16 protein-coding genes are annotated in these 18,260 nt (G+C 29.6%); 1 reads left to right on the top strand and 15 read right to left on the bottom strand.

Annotation, left to right across the window (positions count from 1 at the left end):
• Positions 1-14: 14 nt before the first annotated feature.
• The 7 genes from CLPU_RS12715 to CLPU_RS12685 form a co-directional block, all read right to left on the bottom strand.
• Positions 15-1,082 (bottom strand): uroporphyrinogen decarboxylase family protein, encoded by a 1,068-nt coding sequence (locus CLPU_RS12715; RefSeq protein ID WP_050356051.1) that lies wholly within the window; start codon positions 1,080-1,082, stop codon positions 15-17.
• 462 nt (positions 1,083-1,544) lie between these two features.
• The gene (gene gloA / locus CLPU_RS12710) at positions 1,545-1,928 is read right to left on the bottom strand and encodes a lactoylglutathione lyase (RefSeq protein ID WP_050356050.1); all 384 of its coding nucleotides are present in this window, start codon (positions 1,926-1,928) and stop codon (positions 1,545-1,547) included.
• A 171-nt stretch (positions 1,929-2,099) separates the two neighbouring features.
• Positions 2,100-2,696: a hypothetical protein gene (locus CLPU_RS12705; RefSeq protein ID WP_050356049.1), complete on the bottom strand. Its 597-nt coding sequence runs from the start codon at positions 2,694-2,696 to the stop codon at positions 2,100-2,102.
• A 363-nt stretch (positions 2,697-3,059) separates the two neighbouring features.
• On the bottom strand, positions 3,060-4,928 hold the full coding sequence (locus CLPU_RS12700; RefSeq protein WP_050356048.1) for an ABC transporter ATP-binding protein: 1,869 nt from the start codon (positions 4,926-4,928) through the stop codon (positions 3,060-3,062).
• Positions 4,925-7,150, bottom strand: a complete 2,226-nt coding sequence (locus CLPU_RS12695) for an ABC transporter ATP-binding protein (RefSeq protein WP_050356047.1) — start codon at positions 7,148-7,150, stop codon at positions 4,925-4,927. The genes CLPU_RS12700 and CLPU_RS12695 overlap by 4 nt, the downstream gene beginning before the upstream one ends.
• Positions 7,151-7,270: 120 nt before the next feature.
• Complete coding sequence (locus CLPU_RS12690; protein ID WP_050356046.1) at positions 7,271-7,714, bottom strand: MarR family winged helix-turn-helix transcriptional regulator; 444 nt, start codon at positions 7,712-7,714, stop codon at positions 7,271-7,273.
• A gap of 236 nt (positions 7,715-7,950) precedes the next feature.
• Positions 7,951-8,844, bottom strand: coding sequence for a LysR family transcriptional regulator (locus tag CLPU_RS12685; RefSeq protein WP_050356045.1), 894 nt, complete (start codon positions 8,842-8,844; stop codon positions 7,951-7,953).
• 156 nt (positions 8,845-9,000) lie between these two features.
• Between CLPU_RS12685 and CLPU_RS12680 the strand changes: the two genes are divergently transcribed.
• Entirely contained in the window at positions 9,001-10,344 is a 1,344-nt protein-coding gene (locus CLPU_RS12680) for an MATE family efflux transporter (RefSeq protein ID WP_097677575.1), read from the top strand.
• A gap of 120 nt (positions 10,345-10,464) precedes the next feature.
• On the opposite strand, the gene CLPU_RS12675 is transcribed toward CLPU_RS12680, so the two are convergent.
• The 8 genes from CLPU_RS12675 to CLPU_RS12640 form a co-directional block, all read right to left on the bottom strand.
• Positions 10,465-11,046: a prolipoprotein diacylglyceryl transferase family protein gene (locus CLPU_RS12675; RefSeq protein WP_050356043.1), complete on the bottom strand. Its 582-nt coding sequence runs from the start codon at positions 11,044-11,046 to the stop codon at positions 10,465-10,467.
• 1 nt (position 11,047) lies between these two features.
• Positions 11,048-11,638, bottom strand: coding sequence for a TlpA family protein disulfide reductase (locus tag CLPU_RS12670; RefSeq protein ID WP_050356042.1), 591 nt, complete (start codon positions 11,636-11,638; stop codon positions 11,048-11,050).
• A 14-nt stretch (positions 11,639-11,652) separates the two neighbouring features.
• Positions 11,653-12,348 (bottom strand): cytochrome c biogenesis CcdA family protein, encoded by a 696-nt coding sequence (locus CLPU_RS12665; RefSeq protein ID WP_050356041.1) that lies wholly within the window; start codon positions 12,346-12,348, stop codon positions 11,653-11,655.
• 142 nt (positions 12,349-12,490) lie between these two features.
• Complete coding sequence (locus tag CLPU_RS12660; RefSeq protein WP_050356040.1) at positions 12,491-13,885, bottom strand: HAMP domain-containing sensor histidine kinase; 1,395 nt, start codon at positions 13,883-13,885, stop codon at positions 12,491-12,493.
• 10 nt (positions 13,886-13,895) lie between these two features.
• Positions 13,896-14,582: a response regulator transcription factor gene (locus tag CLPU_RS12655; RefSeq protein WP_050356039.1), complete on the bottom strand. Its 687-nt coding sequence runs from the start codon at positions 14,580-14,582 to the stop codon at positions 13,896-13,898.
• Positions 14,583-14,934: 352 nt separating this feature from the next.
• On the bottom strand, positions 14,935-15,834 hold the full coding sequence (locus tag CLPU_RS12650; RefSeq protein WP_050356038.1) for an SDR family oxidoreductase: 900 nt from the start codon (positions 15,832-15,834) through the stop codon (positions 14,935-14,937).
• 302 nt (positions 15,835-16,136) lie between these two features.
• Positions 16,137-16,880, bottom strand: coding sequence for an SDR family NAD(P)-dependent oxidoreductase (locus CLPU_RS12645; protein ID WP_050356037.1), 744 nt, complete (start codon positions 16,878-16,880; stop codon positions 16,137-16,139).
• Between the two features lie 240 nt (positions 16,881-17,120).
• A complete protein-coding gene (locus CLPU_RS12640) occupies positions 17,121-18,005 on the bottom strand; it encodes a cation diffusion facilitator family transporter (protein ID WP_050356036.1) in 885 nt (294 codons plus the stop codon).
• Positions 18,006-18,260 lie beyond the last annotated feature (255 nt).

Below are 18,260 nucleotides of genomic sequence, written 5' to 3'. Positions count from 1 at the left end.
TCGCTTAAAAGGATTTAATCTAAATCAAATTCTATAGGAAACTTTCCAAACTTACGTGCTGCTTCTGCATACATATCTATCTTTTCTAAAGTAATTGTCATTGGCAACTGACAACCAGGTGCTATGACATATCCTTTAGGATTATCATGAAGTTTTTTAACAAGATCTTTTACCTCATTAAATATATCTTCTTTTGTTCCATGAAGTATCGTTTCAACAGGCTTTACATTTCCTGATAAGCAAATGTCATTTCCAACTTCTATCTTTGCTTTTTCCATATCAACAGCATTATCAAGGCTTAATGTTCCTACTCCAGTTTCAGTCATATCTCTTAGTATTTTTTGTGTCTGTCCGCAGATATGAAGTGAAGGTTTTCTGCCACTTTTTTCAATCATTCTATCTACACATTTTTTCAGATAAGGTTTTACATACGTCCTAAACATCCTAGGGCTAATTAGTGATTGTGATGCCACAGGTTCAGAAATGTTAAATCCAACTCCTAACTTTGCTGCCTCATCAATATAAGCATAAAAACTTTCCATTATAATATCCATCCATTTAAAAGCTACCTCTGGCTGAGTATGAAGATCTCTCATCAAAATCTCTGGTCCTCTTAATGAGCTAAGGGTTGTAAAAGGTCCTGGTAATCCAGCGCTAATAGGTACCACATCTCCAAGTTTCTCCTGTAGTCTTTCTATTGCTTCCAAAAACATGGGCAATCTTCCATCTTTATGTGGATCAGCTGGTCTAAGTTTCTGAAAGTTTTCTTCTAGTGATAAAAACGGTATTTCTACTGCTGCTAATCCTTTTTCAGCAAAAGATAACTTACTTCCCATTGCTTCTGCTATCCCATGTAATCCTGTTCTAACTGATATACCATCTTGTCCAAATCGATTAAAACAAAATACTTCTGTTTCTACTATTGAATCTGCTTTGTGATGATAATCAAAAGAAGATATTCCTAAAAACTTGGCACTTGGCTCACCTAAAGATATTGTAAATGGTAAGCGATCTACTTCTTCTTTTTTAAAGTATGCTTGAAGTCTTTCTTTAGGTGTCATTTTATCTTTTTGATGAATCATATTAACCCTCTCCCCCCATATAGTTAATCTAGCTAACTAGTTATCTTAGTCAAAATTCCCAAATTATTCAATCTGCATTTACTATTGTATTACTTGTTAAAACAATAAAACTATTGCTTATATAATTATATAAAAACTTCAACTTATTTTCTAATCAATTACTTCTATGAGAAAATTTGAAATGATAAACATAATTAATATGTTTATCGATTTTAAGAATATGTATCTAAAGATATTAGTAAAACTATTTACTTAGTTTCGTCTTATAGTTTAGTTCAAGTACTAAATATTAATGAGTAAGAAATAAAGAAAAGGCGTGAACAGTTACTGAAAATTAATTATTTTCTTAAATGAATATATCAAATAATTAATGTAGGTTTAAATGTTTTGTATAAATTATAAAAGACTATGAAAATTAGATATTTTCATAGTCTTTTATAATTTATAATAAACTTCAATTTATTAACTAGCTCTTATAACTTCTACTCTATATCCATCTGGGTCAGTTACAAAATAATATTTAGGTGGACTATCTGGAAGTCCCATTAATTCTGTAACAGTATATCCCATTTCTTTATGTCTTTCTCTAGAACCTTCTAAGTCATCTACTGATACTGCTAAATGACTGAATCCATTTCCTATTTCATAAGGCTTATCTGGGTTATAGTTATACGTTAATTCTAATTCATAGTGACCTAATTCATCACTTAAGTAAACTAAAGTAAACTTATGTTCAGGATAGTCTATTCTTTTTTTCTCTACTAGACCTATTGCTTCTTTGTAAAACTTTAAAGATTTCTCTAAGTCCATTACTCTTATACAAGTATGAAGCATTTCATAATCCATAAAATAATCACTCCTTTATTTATAAATAGATTAGTTTATATTTTACCATAGTAAATCTTATTTTTATGATGCGCACATATCACTTATTATATAGCTCTTATGACAATTATAATTAAGAATTCCAATTCATTCTATTCTTAATCTGTATTTGAAATCAATGTATAATATTTTCTAATTCCCCATTGACTTTATTTCTTCTAGTTTTTTTAGTATATCTTCTGCACCTTTTTTATCCATCGTTATCTTAATTACACCATTTTCTACTTTCTCTGTTATTTCTTTTACTTTAGCTTTCTGTTTATCATTTAATTTCTTACCCTTAAATTCTTTTATTATAGACTTAGCCTCTTGAAACTTTTCATCACCAATCATATCTTTTAGGTTTCCTATATTTTGATTCATTTTATTTGTAATATTTTCAGCATTTTTTATATCATTTTTTAGTTTATTAACATCCTCTTTCATAGATGAATCACCATACTTATCACTTATTCCTTCTACCAATCTTTTTGCCTTTTCAAAATCATTCTTATCTAATGATTTTTTAGCATTTATATATTTATCAACATTATCTAATAGCTCTTTAGCTTCTTTATTGTTTTCATCTTTATTTAACGCTAACTGAAATGATGATGCTGCCTTTTCATACTCCCTATTGTTCATCTGTGTTTTTCCTTGTTCTATAGCATTTTTAGAATCTCCATTTGAACATGCTGATAATCCTATTATTAACATACAACTTAGTATACTAACTAATATCTTTTTCATAAATAATACCTCCTACTTTAATAGTATAATTGTATAACTATATTTAAAGTACTATATATTTTATTGTTTATATTTTGTTCTCTTAAATTATTATTTGTTTTTATAAATAATAATTATAACATATCTATTTATATAATATAGGAATTTATATTATATAAATAGATATGTTAATCATAAGATTGTCTTCTTTATTAGTATTTATTATATTTATAAATATTTTATATGTTATCAATCTATCCTAATGTTATGGATAATTCCTCTCTATATTCTTTAAAAAATATAGAGAAGAAATAAATTTATCTCTTCTCTTAAAGGTCAGTAATATTTTATTTTTTCTTTCAAGCTATAACAATCTTACTATTATTAACTAGCCTGATTTTCTTCAAATTGACTGTTATAAAGATTAGCGTAGAAACCACCTTTTTTAAGAAGATCATAGTGATTTCCTTGCTCTATAATATCTCCCTTATCCATAACAAGAATTAAGTCAGCATCACGAATCGTTGATAAACGATGAGCAATTATAAAACTTGTTCTATTCTCCATAAGATTATCCATAGCTTTTTGAATTTGAAGCTCAGTACGAGTATCAACAGAACTTGTAGCTTCATCAAGTATAAGAATCTTAGGATCTGCGAGTATAGCTCTTGCAATAGTGATTAACTGTTTCTGTCCTTGTGATACATTTGATGCCTCTTCATTTAAAACCATATTATATCCATCTGGCAAAGCATGAACAAAGCTATCAACGTGTGCAGCCTTTGCGGCTTCTATAACTTCTTCATCTGTTGCATCTAGACGACCATAACGTATATTTTCCATTATACTTCCGTTATAAAGCCAAGTATCTTGTAAAACCATACCGAACATTGAACGTAAATCATTACGAGTAAACTCTCTTATATCGTGTCCATCAACTAGTATTGCTCCTTCGTTTACATCATAAAAGCGCATTAAAAGCTTAATTATAGTAGTTTTTCCTGCACCAGTAGGTCCAACAATTGCAACCTTTTGACCTGGCTTAACAGAAGCTGAGAAATCATTAATAACGATTTTATCAGAGTTATATCCAAATCTAACATTTTTAAATTCTACACTACCATCTACATCTTTAAGTTTTATTGGATTAGAAGTCTCTGGAACTTCCTCTTCCTCTGCTAAAAATTCAAATACACGTTCTGCTGATGCAGCAGTTTGTTGAAGTATGTTAGATATATTCGCAAGTTGTGAAATTGGTTGTGTAAATGAACGTACATATTGAATGAAAGCTTGAATATCTCCAAGTTCTATAGTTTTCTTTACAGTAAGCCATCCTCCCAAGATACATACTGCCACATATCCTAAGTTACTTACAAAGTTCATTATAGGCATCATCATACCTGATAAGAACTGTGATTTCCATGCTACACCATAGAGTTTATTATTTAGTTCATCAAATTCTTCAACACTTTTTTCTTCTCCATTAAAGGCTTTCATTACAGTGTGGCCACCATACATTTCTTCTACATGGCCATTTACATTTCCTAAATAATCTTGTTGTTGCTTAAAGTACTTTTGTGATTTCTTTACCACACCTATAATTAGTATCATAGATACAGGTATTATACAAAGTGCTACAAGTGTCATAACCCAACTTATAGAAAACATCATAATCAAAACACCGATTACTGTTGCTACTGACGTAATAATTTGAGTTAAACTTTGATTAAGTGTTTGACTGACAGTATCTATATCATTAGTAACACGTGATAATACTTCTCCATGATTCGTACTGTCAAAGTATTTTAGAGGCATACGATTAATCTTTTCAGAAATGTCCTTTCTAAAACGATAACTTACCTTCATTGATACTCCAGACATTATCCATCCTTGAATATAACTAAATATCGAACTAAGGATATATAACGCTAGAAGACCTAAAACTATATTTCCTATATATTTAAAATCTATTCCAGTACCAGTACCTGAGATTTTTCCCATTATACCTTCAAATATTTTTGTAGTGGCTTTACCTAAAATTTTTGGACCTACTATAGAAAATGCAGAACTAGCTGCTGCAAATATTACTACAATAAATATTGACAGTTTATAAGCACCTAAATATTTAAGCAATTTTTTCATTGTACCTTTAAAGTCACGAGCCTTTTCGCCACCTCCAGGTATTCCTTTGCCCATACCACCGCCAAATCTTCTTTTTTGATTAGAACTATCTACTTTATTATGCCTGCTCATGCTAATTCCTCCTTCGATAGCTGTGACAATGCAATTTCTTGATAAGTTTGGCAATTTTTCATAAGTTCATCATGTTTACCTATTCCAACTATCTTACCTTCATCAAGAACTATTATCTGCTCGGCATTCATAATAGTTGAGATACGTTGTGCAACTATAAGAACTGTACTTGAACTTGTTTGTTCTTTTAATGCTTTTCTAAGTGCTGAATCTGTCTTAAAGTCAAGAGCAGAAAAACTATCATCAAATATATATATTTTAGGTTTCTTTACAAGAGCACGAGCAATTGACAATCTTTGTTTCTGTCCTCCAGATACATTTGATCCTCCTTGTGAAATTTCAGTCTCAAACTTTTCTGGTTTTTGGCTAATAAATTCCATAGCCTGAGCAATTTCTGCTGCTTTTTCTATATCATTATCTGTTGCATTTTCATCAGCATATTTCAAGTTAGATTCAATAGTCCCACTAAATAAAAATCCTTTTTGAGGTACGTAACCAATTATATCTCTTAGATCATGTTGTGAAACATCTTTTACATTTATTCCATCAATAGAAACTTTCCCACTCGTTGCATCATAGAAACGTGGAATTAAGTTAATAAGAGTTGTTTTACCTGATCCAGTGGATCCTATGAATGCTGTCGTCTGTCCTGGTAATGCTTCAAAACTTACATTTTTAAGCATATCTTCATCAGCTCCAGGATATCTGAATGATACGTTTTCAAATTTCACAACACCTTTAGTTTCTTTATCAAAGTGTTCAGGATCTTTTGGATCTATAATTGTAGGTTTTACATCTAGAACCTCAGTAATTCTCTGTGCAGATACAGAAGCTCTTGGTAGTAAAATGAAAATCATAGATAACATTAAGAATGCAAAAATAATTTGTATAACATATTGCATAAATGCCATCATATCCCCTACCTGCATACTTGCATTTTCAATTTGATGTGCACCTACCCAAACTACTAGTAATGTAACTCCATTCATTATAAACATCATAGCAGGCATTAAAAGAGTCATAACACGGTTTACAAAAAGATTCGTTCTTGTAAGATCTTGATTTGCATTATCAAATCTTTCTTCTTCAAACTTCTGCGTATTAAAAGCTCTTATTACCATCATACCTGAAAGATTTTCACGAGTAACTAAGTTAAGTTTATCAACAAGTTTTTGAATAATCTTAAACTTCGGCATAGCAACTGAAAATATTACTAACATTAATCCTAGAAGAACTGTAACAGCAAGTGCTATAATCCAGGACATAGATGTACTCTTACTAAGAGCTCTTATTATTCCACCAACACCCATAATAGGTGCATAAAACACTAATCTTATCATAATAACAATAACTGTTTGAATTTGTGTAATATCATTTGTAGTTCTAGTTATAAGTGAAGCAGTAGAAAATTTATCGAATTCTGCATTAGAAAAACTTTCAACTTTCGTAAATACCCCTTTACGTAAATTTGTTGCTAATCCTGCAGCGGTTTTAGATGCTAAAAGTCCTACTGTAACAGTACTAGCTGCACTAAGTAAAGATACTAGTATCATAATTCCACCTGTTTTAAATATATAGTTGCTTTGTATCTTGTCCGTATTCATTCCTAAGGCTTTATACTCTGACTTAACTGAACCAACAGCAGTTTGAGAAATCATATTGTCATCCATTTTAGTAATTTTATCATTAATAGATTTAATTATTTGAGAGCGTTGCTGTTGTGGCGTATTTGCTATCATTGCAAATAAATCTGTATTAGCAGGAATTTTCATTCCATTAAAAGAAATCTCTCCACCTTTTGCTTGAGCTTTTACTTGTTCAATACTAGAAACAGCAATAAAAGCCTTACCTATAATTGGATCTAGTTTATCAATTTCTGTTTCTTCAATATTCTTAAGTACATATATAGGCTCTTTTTCTAAACGTGGATACTTCTTTAAATACTTATCATAATCTTTACTTGATTTATCAATTAAAGTATAGTTCTTCTCAACCTCATTCTTATCATTCTCATTCATAAGCAATGTTAATTTATCCATTTCACTTTTCCTTATAGCATCAGGCACAGCGTTTACTATACCACCTTGCTGTATACCTTTGTTTACAATGTCAGACATATAGTCTGGCAAAGAAAGATCACACATTGCCTGTACGAAAAGTAATGCTATTGCACTAATAATCATGACGGTAAATGGCTTTAGGTGTTTAGTTAATTTAAACATTATAGCATCTACTCCTTGTCTAAAATTATAATATCTCTGTATTATTAACTGATATTACACCCTTTAAATGTTTAAGAAATCTAAAATGTGTAACAATAAAAAGCTTTCTAACTTTATTAACTATTTTCGTTGTCTATCTATTACTTTTTCTAATGTATATAAACCTTCAAGTATTTTGTCAATTTCCTCAGGAGTTCCCTTACTCATAATATCTTCAAACCTTTTTTCAATTTCATTAAAATGTTGTTTATGTTTTTTTCTAACCTCATCCGTAACACTAACATAAACTACTCTTCTATCATCTTTGCTTCTAGTTCTTTCAACTAACCCTTGTTTTTCTAATCTGTCAATAATTCCAGATACAGTACTATTAGATAAACCTAGATTTTCGCTTAAATCACTAACTTTCATTTTTTCCTTATTATGAGATAAAATACCTATTAACATTCCTTGAGGTCCAGTTAATTGCATTCCATGACATTCATGTCTCATACTTTGTTTTATAGTGCCCATCACCTTCTTTAAAATCTTAATTATTCTAATTCCTTTACTTATTTCCTCCATCCTTTTAGTCTCCTCATCACAGAATAGTTAAACTGTGAAAGTATTATATAGAAATATTTCGTATTAATATATTTCGTATACGAAATATATTTTACCCTATATACAGCTTCTTAGTCAAGTTTTTTTATATATTTTTCGTAGTAAAAAAGTATACAAAAAAGAAGTACCTTTATAGATACTTCTACTTTTATTAGCTTATGTATGATATAAAGTTGAGATTAATTAATCAAATAAGCTTAAAAATCTAAACCATCAGGATACATTTCCTTTAAAAGTTCAATAAAATTTTGTGCAGCTTTAGATAGATAATGATCTTTTCGCCAAATCAAACCTGATGATGCTCTAAATTTATCATCATCAATTTCATATGCATTTAAATTATGAATCTTATGCATCTTTAATACTGATCTAGGAATGATCGTAGCTCCAAATCCTGATGATACTAACTTTAATAGAACTAGAATATCAGAGCATTCACATATTACATTAACATTCAATTGTCTATATGAAAATTGTTCTAAAATCATATTGTAAAGACTTAACCCCTCAGTGCTTGGTAATATAAGTGGATAATGCTGAATCTGATCATAGGATACCTTCTGTGAGGGAAGTATTAGTTTATTTGATGTTACAAAATAAAACGGTTCAGATCTAAAATTAAGAACAGAAAAGTCTTTTAGCTTAGGAGGCAATCTAACAATTGCTAATTCAATAGACCGTTCTTCAACTAATTTACATAGTTGTCCTGATTCATTTTGCTGAATCTTATAATAAGTATAAGGGTATCTTTCTTGGAAACTTTTAAGTAAATTTGGTAATTTATCATATGAAAGAGTATTTACACCAATTAGTAATTTTCCCCTTATACCACTACCAATTTCTTTAATTTCAATATTCGATTCTTCCATAAGATTCACTATGTTTAAGGCATTCTTATAGAGAGCCCGACCTGCATCAGTAAGCTCAAGAAACTTACCATTTTTACTGACTAATTTAACACCAAGTTCTTGTTCCATTGCACTTAACTGTTGGCTCAGAGGTGGTTGAGTCATATGAAGTTTTCTAGCTGCAGCAGTAATCTGCTTTTCTTCAGCAATAGCAATAAAATAACGTAGTTGTTTAATGTCCATATTTCTATTTCTCCTTTTGTATATGAAAATCATATGGGAATCAAATAAAAATAATATTTTTCATATATGTATTTATATGTTACCATAATCTTAGCTAGTAGTGACAAAATACTTTTATAGGTTAGAAAATTTTTATTATAAAGGAGCATGCTTACTATGGTAACAGACATGAGAACAGGAAATCCAACAAAGTTAATACTAAAGTTTGCATTTCCAATGCTTATAGGCAATATCTTTCAACAGTTATATAATATGGTTGACTCTGTTATTGTTGGGAAATTTATAGGAAAAAATGCACTTGCCGCTGTAGGTTCATCTTTTTCTCTTATGAATTTTGTTACAGTATTAATCATTGGATTATGCTTAGGAAGTTCAGTTGTTGTTTCTCAATACTTTGGTGCTGAAGATTACACAAACTTAAAACGTGTAGTTTCAACATCTTTTATCTTTACATTTATATTAACTATGATTTTATCTATTTCTACTTTTATATTTACAAAACCGCTTTTAAGACTTATTCAAACTCCAGAAGAAATACTTGATGGTTCAACCTATTATCTTAAAATTGTTTTTGCAGGATTAATTTTTACATTTTTATATAATATGGCAGCATCGATTTTAAGAGCACTAGGTAATTCAAAAACGCCCTTGTATTTTTTAATTGTTGCTTCTTTAGTAAATATTGTCTTAGACCTTCTATTTATATTAAAGCTTAAGATGGGAGTTGAGGGTGCTGCCTATGCTACAATTATTTCTCAAGCTGTATCTTCGATTTTGTGCTTATTATATGCATTATTAAAAGTCCCTATGCTAAGAATGTCTCCAAAAGAATTCGTATTTGATAGGACTCTTTTTCCAGTCATAGCAAAATATAGTCTACTAACATGTATGCAACAGTCTATTATGGCAACAGGAATGGTAGCTGTTCAAGGAATTGTAAATACATTTGGTTCAGATGTAATAGCCGGATACGCTGCTGCTGTAAAAGTTGATTCACTTGCATATCTTCCTGTTCAAGACTTTGGTAATGCCTTTTCAACTTATGTAGCTCAAAATATTGGAGCCGGTAAAATAGATAGAGTTAAACAAGGTTTACGCTCTGCTGTTAGAACAGTTTTTATTTTCTGTGTTATTATATCTACTGGAATACTACTGTCATCAAAACAGTTAATGACAATATTTGTTGACCCTAGTGAGGTAAAAGTAATCCAGACAGGTATTGATTATATAACTACAGTAGGAATATTCTACATGTTAATTGGTTTCCTTTTCCTTTACTATGGCTTCTTTAGAGGGGTTGGAAATCTAACAATGTCTATGAAACTAACAGTAGTTTCACTTGGTATTCGTGTATTGATGTCATATATTCTTTCCTCTTTCCCTTCTATAGGTCCTAAAGGTATTTGGTGGTCTATACCTCTAGGATGGATTATAGCAGATGCCATTGGATTTATTGCTTACAAAAGCGGTAAATGGGAAAGAGATGTTAGCAAGATTTAAAAAAATAATATATAAGCATATATCTACTTTCTGTAGATATATGCTTATTTTTTTATAATATAAAAATTCAGCTAATATGCCTGGTATATAAACAAAAATGTGATAGGAAATTCCTTCCTATCACATTATATAGTATAAAACCATTACTATAGTTAAAATTATAACCGTTATATATTTATTATTTACTCTTTTTGATATAGCTAATTCTAGTATCATTCCTGTTAAAAATAACAATGATAAATATAGAACTTTTGATGGTTCATTCTTTATATGACTTGAATACAATAAAAATCTATCAAACATCAGCACCCATATCCCTATAGCCATAGAAAAGTAAAATGGTATAACAAATATTTTTAATAGTTTTCCAAATGCAATTTTATATTTCTTAGATAGAACCATCAACACTAATAAACCAAATATTATACCACCTATCAGAGATAGATTATAATGAGATATTTTAAATATTGAAGATATATTACCCTTATATAGATGAATATTCATTAAAACATAACTTAATCTAGCCCCTACAAATCCACCTATTAATAAAACTATAAAAATGTTTTCTATTTTATTCTTATCCTCTTCATATTCCTCTGCTAAAATGTTCACAATAAAATAACTTATAACAATAGAAATAATAGCTAAAATCATAAACCATGTTATAGTTATGGATTTATAAGCTAAAAAAAACGGCCTCACTTTATTTATTTTCCCTTATACTCTTTAATATTTGATTCATTTGTGGATATTCCATCATTCCTGGCACTGATCCTATTAAAGTGCCATCTTTATCTACAAAATATGAAGTAGGAAAAGCACTTATCAAGTAATTTTTAGCTACATCTCCCTCTTCATCTAAAACTACTTCAAAATCATACGCGCCTTTTTTAATGTAGTTCTTTACTTTTTCCTCATCTTCCATTACATCTACTGCTAATACTACCAAATCATCATTTTCTTTATCTAACTTTTGAAGATCTGGCATTTCCTTATCACAATATTCACACCATGTTGCCCAAAAATTTATAAGAACTATTTTACCTCTGTAATCTTTTAATGATACTTCTTTTCCATCTAGATTCCTAAGAGTAAAGTCCGGTGCTTCTTCACCAACTGTTGCCTCTGTTATTTTTTTCTTTTCTTTTTTCTCTTCTCTGTCTTCCTCATTCTTTTCCTTAGTAATGTTATCCTTAGGTAAACTCTCTTCTGTTTTTCTTCCCATTGTAAAATAGTATAGTCCTCCAATCAACACTACAGTAAGGATTATTATAATTAAACCTTTCTTATTCATTATTTTCCTCCTTCCTATATTAACAATCTACTTATATCTATAACCTTATTGAAGAATACTAGTATCCCAAAAATTATCATGATAAAACCACTAATTTTAGGGATGTATTTTATAAACCTCTCTGCTTTATTAACAAACTTACTAAATACATTTATGAATAATGCTGTCAATACAAAAGGTATTGCCATACCTATAGAATATACTAATAGGAGATAAACACCTTTTGAAACAGTAGCAGTTCCTCCTGCATAAATAAGAATAGACGCTAGTACAGGACCAAAACACGGTGTCCAGCCAGCAGCAAAAGCCATTCCCATTATAATTGAACTAAACCAGTTCGTGATTTTTTTAGGAGTTTTAATTCTCTTTTCCATATTTAGAAATTTTAAATTTATAATACCTGTCATTTTCAAACCAAAGATTACTATCAAAACTCCACTAATCTTAGAAAAAACTTCTTTATTTCTTATAAATATTTTTCCTAAAAAGGTAGCAGATGTTCCCATTATCATAAATATAATTGTAAATCCTATAACAAATCCAATCGTTCTTTTCAATGCAAATAGCTTTCTTTTGTCAAGTTCATTCTCCATGCTCGTACCAGTAATATACATTATATATACTGGAATTAATGGAAGTATACATGGTGTAAAAAAAGATAAAAATCCAGCTCCAAAAGCTATTGATAGCGAAACGCCTCCTAATTCCATATACTTTCCTCCTAAAACATATAGTAAAAACAACAATGACATAGTCTATGTCAAGTTTTCTTCTCCTATATGTTAACAAAACATTATAAAGAAAATATAAAAATGCAATAATTGCATTTAATATATAGTTTTTTAGAGTTTTTTAATCAGTGCAATTTTTCACAGGTAAACTTACAATAAACTTACTCCCTTGTCCCAACTTACTTTCAACTTTTATATTTCCTCCAAGTGCTTCAACTAACGCTTTTGAAATTGTTAGACCTATTCCAGTTCCACCTGTTTTTCTATTTCTCGTTCCATCTGTTCTGTAAAATCTTTCAAATATAAAGGGTAGATCATCATTAGAAATACCAACTCCATTATCTTTAACGCATATAACTATATTTTTTTCTAAATCCTCCAAAATAACTTCTACCTTTCCACCTTCATTTGTATAGCTATAAGAGTTGTTAAGTAAGTTTATTAATATCTGTTTGATTTTATCTTTATCAGAATTTATTGCTATTTCTTTATTATATTCAAAAATTAGATTAATATTTTTATTTTCATATTGAGGTCTTAACAGCTCTAAAAGTTGTCTTATTTCATCAGTGATGTTAAACCTTGTTATGTTTAGATTCATATCTGCCTCTTCAAGTTTTGCTATATCTTTAAGTCCTTCGACTAGTTTTGAAAGTCTTCTTATCTCTTCATGACAACTTTCTATCCTTTCCTTCGTAGGCTCCCAAACTCCATATAAAAACGCCTCCATTGTACTTTGTAACGTTGTTAACGGAGTTCTAATTTCGTGAGCCATATCTGAGGTGAGCCTCTTTCTAAGCATGTCCTTACTCTCAAGAGTTTTTACTAAATAATCTATTGAATTAGACAATTGATTTATCTCATAGGTACTACTTCTTAAGTCTAAATTTACCTTTAGATTTCCCTTTCTAATTTCATCTGTTGTTTGGGCTATTTTTTTTAAAGGAACAGAAAAGTGTTTTGCTAAAATTATACTTATTATTGTCCCAATTATTAATGTACCAAATGCTGTTTCAATTAAAATATAACGTAAGGTATACTTCATTTCTAGATCACGACTATCACAATTATCTATACTATAATATCCTATAATTATATTACCGATTTTTTTACCATTCTTTATTAAATCGTGGTTTTCTTCTTTATAATAATTTTTATTAGACTTTTTACCTGATTTTTTAGAATACCTTATGAATAGATCATCTTCTCTTTTCTTCAAATAATCTTCACTTGTCTCGAAAACTTTTTCACCATCTATACTTTTAACCTGAATATAAAGTCCCTCACTTTTGGCATGAAGTTCTATATCTTTAGTATTTATCGTTTTTCTTTCGTCATCATAATTATTCTTAATAACATTAATGACCATTGATATCATTTTCTTTTGTTTATCTTTTAAATAATCCTCAAAATTTTTATCTATTTTATTATTACTTATGATAACTCCCAAAATTGTAGACAGTAGTATTACAATTAAAAAACTAATTATCAGTTTATTTACAAGTTTTATCTGCATACTCCACTTCCTAACAATTAAATTTATATCCCATACCATAAACCGTTTTAATATATTGCGGATCTTTAGGATTATCTTCTATCTTTTGCCTTATATTCATTATATGAACATCAATGGTTCTATCGATGCCATCAAAATCTATCCCAAAAGCTTTCTCCACAAGAACATCCCTTGATAGAATTTTTCCTCTATTAGAAATTAAAGTCTTCAATATTTTAAATTCGTTTGGTGTAAATTTAATTTCTATTCCTTTTTTTATTACGTTAAATAATTTTACATCAACTTCTAAATCACCATCATTAAATACAAACCTTTCAGCCTGTGTATTTTCCTCCTTATAACATCTTCTCATGATTACGGCCACTCTGCTTACAAGTTCTCTTATACTAAAAGGCTTTGTTACATAATCATCTGCTCCTATGCCTAAACCTTCTATTTTATTTTCTTCGTCTACTTTAGCTGTGAGCATAATTATTGGTACATCTGATTTAGCCCTAATCTTTTTACACACCTCTTCTCCACTTATTCTAGGAAGCATAAGGTCTAGAATAACAAGGTGAATTTCCTCTTTTTCAAATATTTCTAATGCTTCTTTTCCATCATATGCTCTATAGATACTGTAACCTTCAATCTTTAAAAAAGCTTCTAAAAGCTCTACAATCTTAATCTCATCATCTACAATTAAAATGTTTTTCATTCATCCAGCTCCTATATCTACTAATTTATAAACCCTTCTAATTATTAATATTAGAATTTATATCTTATAAAATTCAATATAATATTACTTATAAGATGTCCTTTTATATAAATTAAAAATATTCTAATAAATATCTCCATTACCTGAAAACTAATATATCCCCTATAAAATAATAGGGGATATATAAATTAAGAAATATTTTAAAAAATCTTTTACACGTAGGATATCAATACTAGAGTATCTTTAAACTAAGATAAATATATTTAAAACAAGGTATTCGTTTTATATGTTTTTTACTTCAACTTTCTTTACATTATATCAAATAAATATGAAGAAAATATAAAGATTTGATTTAAGAAGTTACCATTCTTCCTCCATTCACGTGAATCATCTGTCCTGTAATATAACTTGAATCGTCTGATGCTAAAAATACATAAGTAGGTGCAAGTTCAAATGGCTGTGCTGCTCGTTTCATAGGAGTATCGCTTCCGAATGTTTTAACTCTATTAGCTGAAAAACTTGATGGTATAAGTGGTGTCCAAACAGGTCCAGGGGCAACAGCATTTACACGTATTCCTTTTTCAACAAGAGACTTTGATAGTGATCGTGTAAATGATACTATCGCACCTTTAGTAGAAGAATAGTCTATTAAAGTTTCTTCTCCTTCATAGGCAGTAATAGAAGACGTATTAATAATAGAGCTTCCACAATCAAGATAAGGTAGTGCTGCTTTTGTCATATAAAAGAATGAAAAAATGTTAGTTCTAAATGTATTTTCTAACTGTTCGTTGCTTATGTCTAATATGCTATCTTGAGGAAATTGAACTCCTGCATTATTTACAAGTATATCAAGACGTCCAAAAGTATGTAGCGTTTTTTCTACAGCCTCATTACAAAACTTTGCTCTTCTAATGTCCCCCTTAATAATAAGACAGCGACGACCTAATGCTTCTACAGCTGCTTTTGTCTCCAAAGCATCACAACGTTCATATAAATAGACGATAGCCACATCAGCTTTTTCTTTTGCAAATGCTACAGCAACAGCTCGACCAATACCACTATCACCGCCTGTAATAAGGGCTACCTTATTTATCAACTTCCTCGAACCATAATAATAGGGATTATTATATATGGGTCTCGGAATCATCTTTGATTCTATCCCTGGTTGACGATTTTGATGCTGTGGTGGAAAAGTTATAGGGACTTTCTTACATTTAGTTTCCCATCCTAAATACGGATACACTGGATACATAATACCCATCCTCTCTATAAAAACTTCATATATATTATATGTTTTAGGTAAGAAAGTGTTCGTTATAAACGATTAGTAATTTAAGCTTTCTTCCAATCACACGGTTGTCTCAATATCTTTTCTATTACTGTCTAAGTGATGAAAATTTAAAAAGAACATTATACAATCTCCTTTGATATTAAAATTCGTTTTTTATATAAATAAAAGTCAATCTATCTACAGATAGATTGACTCATAGCTATTATAAAACTTTATGCACTCTATTTTTCAATTACAATTTATTTTTTATGATTTATTATAAACTATTTTACAGTCCAACCACCGTCTACAGGAAGGACAACTCCAGTCAAATATGAAGACAAATCAGATGCTAAAAATAAAGCGGCATTTGCTATATCTATTGGCTGAGCAAATCTTTTTAAAGGTATAGGTTCTGCGAACATTTGTCTTAACTCTTCATTCTCTAAGACCTCTTTTGTCATTCCTGTTTCACCGGTACCAGGACAAATACAATTTACTCTTATATTATACTGTGCATAATCTACAGCCATAGCCTTAGTTAACGAAACAACTCCTCCTTTCGACGCTGCATATGACACGGCATCTGGAAACCCAATTATTCCTGCTGCAGAAGCTGTATTTAAAATAACTCCTCCGTTCTCTTTCATATGTGGAAATACATATTTACTTCCTAGGTAAATACTTTTAAGATTTATATCTATTACTTTATCCCAGTCTGTAGTCGATAACTCATCAGCTTTCCCAGGTATGTATATTCCAGCGTTGTTGAAAAGTACATCTATTTTTCCAAAAGTTTGTATTGTCTTATTAATAAAATCTTTAACATCATCTTCTTTTGACACGTCAGCTTTAACAAATATTGCATTTCCACCATCTTCTTTAATTTTTTCTACTATTTCTTTTCCAGATTCACTATAATCTACTGCAACTATATTAGCTCCTTCTTTAGCAAGCAAAAAAGAAGTTTCTTTTCCAAAACCAGAAGCAGCTCCAGTAATAATAACAACCTTATCTTTTAAAAACATATCCAACCCTCCAAAATTTAAGTTAATCTTGCTAACAAATTACATGATTTTAGTCTGTCCTCATTCCAAACATCTATACCGTAGTATTAAGTTTGATAAAATAAGGTTATGTAGAAAAAGAGGATGTGTAAATCACCACCTCTTTTCACATATAATTTTATTGAGCTTTATTCTATTTACGTCTTAAAAGAAAACCCAGTTGTTTTATCTAATACCCATTTTATACAGACGTATTAACATCTATTTTTCTCTTAATTTCTCACTAGGCTCAACATGAACAAGTATTCCTTTTATAGAACTCATACTTTCCAGTATCTTTTCTTCAATCTTATGGGCTACTTCATGCCCCTCAGATACGGTTAATGCATTATCAACTTGTACAGTTAAGTCTACATATACAAATGAACCATGTTTTCTTGTTCTTAAATGTCTAACTTCTATAACATTTTCTATTTTGCTAGCTATATCTATTATTTTTTCTTGTTCTTCTACTTCTATAGAATAGTCCATTAATTCATTTGTAGAGATCTTTAGTATATTAAGCCCTACTTTTAAGATAAATAAAGCAACTATTATTGTTGCTATTGGTTCTAGTAACTTAAAGCCTATCAATGCTCCACCTATTCCTATAAATGCTGCTATTGAAGAAAATGCATCTGACCTATGGTGCCATGCATCTGCTTTAAGTGCTGGCGAGTTTGTTTTTTTAGCTACTTTTATAGTTATTTGATATTGATATTCTTTTATTATTATTGATACAACGGATATAATAAGAGGTAGCAAAGTAGGAACTTTAATTTCCTCTGTGTTAAATAATAGTTTAATACCGTTATATCCTATACTAAATGATACCATTATAAGAAGTATTGATAATAAAAAAGAAACTAATGTTTCTGCTTTCTCGTGACCATAACTATGCTCTTCATCATTAGGCTTCTTTGCTATAAAATTTCCTATTAGCACACCTATGGAACTTACTATATCTGATGCTGAATGTATTCCATCGGCAATCATAGCTGTAGAATTTCCAATTATGCCAGCTAACACTTTTATAGCTGTTAATATTAAATTCCATATTATAGATTTAATAGTAACTTTGTTAGCTTCATCATAATTATTCCTCATATATTATTCTCCTTAACAAAGTTTGATCTATAAACTTCTGTTAAATTAAACATATAAATCAATAGTCCAATCTCCCCTTAAATTAACTAAATATTAATTCTGATACAGTATTGTTTTTTCTATTTCTTTGTTCTTAGTTGAAAATCACGATAGTATCGGTATATTAATATTACTATATGTTATGTCACATCTCATTATATGTTAGTTATACTTTTTCGTTAATGAAGACATAATTATCTTTTTTATTTTCAATTG

Source organism: Gottschalkia purinilytica (assembly GCF_001190785.1).
In the GTDB taxonomy this organism is placed as follows: Bacteria; Bacillota; Clostridia; order Tissierellales; family Gottschalkiaceae; genus Gottschalkia_A; species Gottschalkia_A purinilytica.
This window is presented reverse-complemented; position numbering and strand designations above follow the sequence as displayed.

What these genes read in the sequence shown, in the direction of transcription:
- CLPU_RS12685 (WP_050356045.1), bottom strand. Translation starts at nt 8,844, where the DNA reads ATGGACATTAAACAACTACGTTATTTTATTGCTATTGCTGAAGAAAAG.
- CLPU_RS12715 (WP_050356051.1), bottom strand. Translation starts at nt 1,082, where the DNA reads ATGATTCATCAAAAAGATAAAATGACACCTAAAGAAAGACTTCAAGCA.
- CLPU_RS12660 (WP_050356040.1), bottom strand. Translation starts at nt 13,885, where the DNA reads ATGCAGATAAAACTTGTAAATAAACTGATAATTAGTTTTTTAATTGTA.
- CLPU_RS12705 (WP_050356049.1), bottom strand. Translation starts at nt 2,696, where the DNA reads ATGAAAAAGATATTAGTTAGTATACTAAGTTGTATGTTAATAATAGGA.
- CLPU_RS12680 (WP_097677575.1), top strand. Translation starts at nt 9,001, where the DNA reads ATGGTAACAGACATGAGAACAGGAAATCCAACAAAGTTAATACTAAAG.
- CLPU_RS12700 (WP_050356048.1), bottom strand. Translation starts at nt 4,928, where the DNA reads ATGAGCAGGCATAATAAAGTAGATAGTTCTAATCAAAAAAGAAGATTT.
- gloA (WP_050356050.1), bottom strand. Translation starts at nt 1,928, where the DNA reads ATGGATTATGAAATGCTTCATACTTGTATAAGAGTAATGGACTTAGAG.
- CLPU_RS12690 (WP_050356046.1), bottom strand. Translation starts at nt 7,714, where the DNA reads ATGGAGGAAATAAGTAAAGGAATTAGAATAATTAAGATTTTAAAGAAG.
- CLPU_RS12665 (WP_050356041.1), bottom strand. Translation starts at nt 12,348, where the DNA reads ATGGAATTAGGAGGCGTTTCGCTATCAATAGCTTTTGGAGCTGGATTT.
- CLPU_RS12670 (WP_050356042.1), bottom strand. Translation starts at nt 11,638, where the DNA reads ATGAATAAGAAAGGTTTAATTATAATAATCCTTACTGTAGTGTTGATT.
- CLPU_RS12645 (WP_050356037.1), bottom strand. Translation starts at nt 16,880, where the DNA reads ATGTTTTTAAAAGATAAGGTTGTTATTATTACTGGAGCTGCTTCTGGT.
- CLPU_RS12640 (WP_050356036.1), bottom strand. Translation starts at nt 18,005, where the DNA reads ATGAGGAATAATTATGATGAAGCTAACAAAGTTACTATTAAATCTATA.
- CLPU_RS12650 (WP_050356038.1), bottom strand. Translation starts at nt 15,834, where the DNA reads ATGTATCCAGTGTATCCGTATTTAGGATGGGAAACTAAATGTAAGAAA.
- CLPU_RS12655 (WP_050356039.1), bottom strand. Translation starts at nt 14,582, where the DNA reads ATGAAAAACATTTTAATTGTAGATGATGAGATTAAGATTGTAGAGCTT.
- CLPU_RS12695 (WP_050356047.1), bottom strand. Translation starts at nt 7,150, where the DNA reads ATGTTTAAATTAACTAAACACCTAAAGCCATTTACCGTCATGATTATT.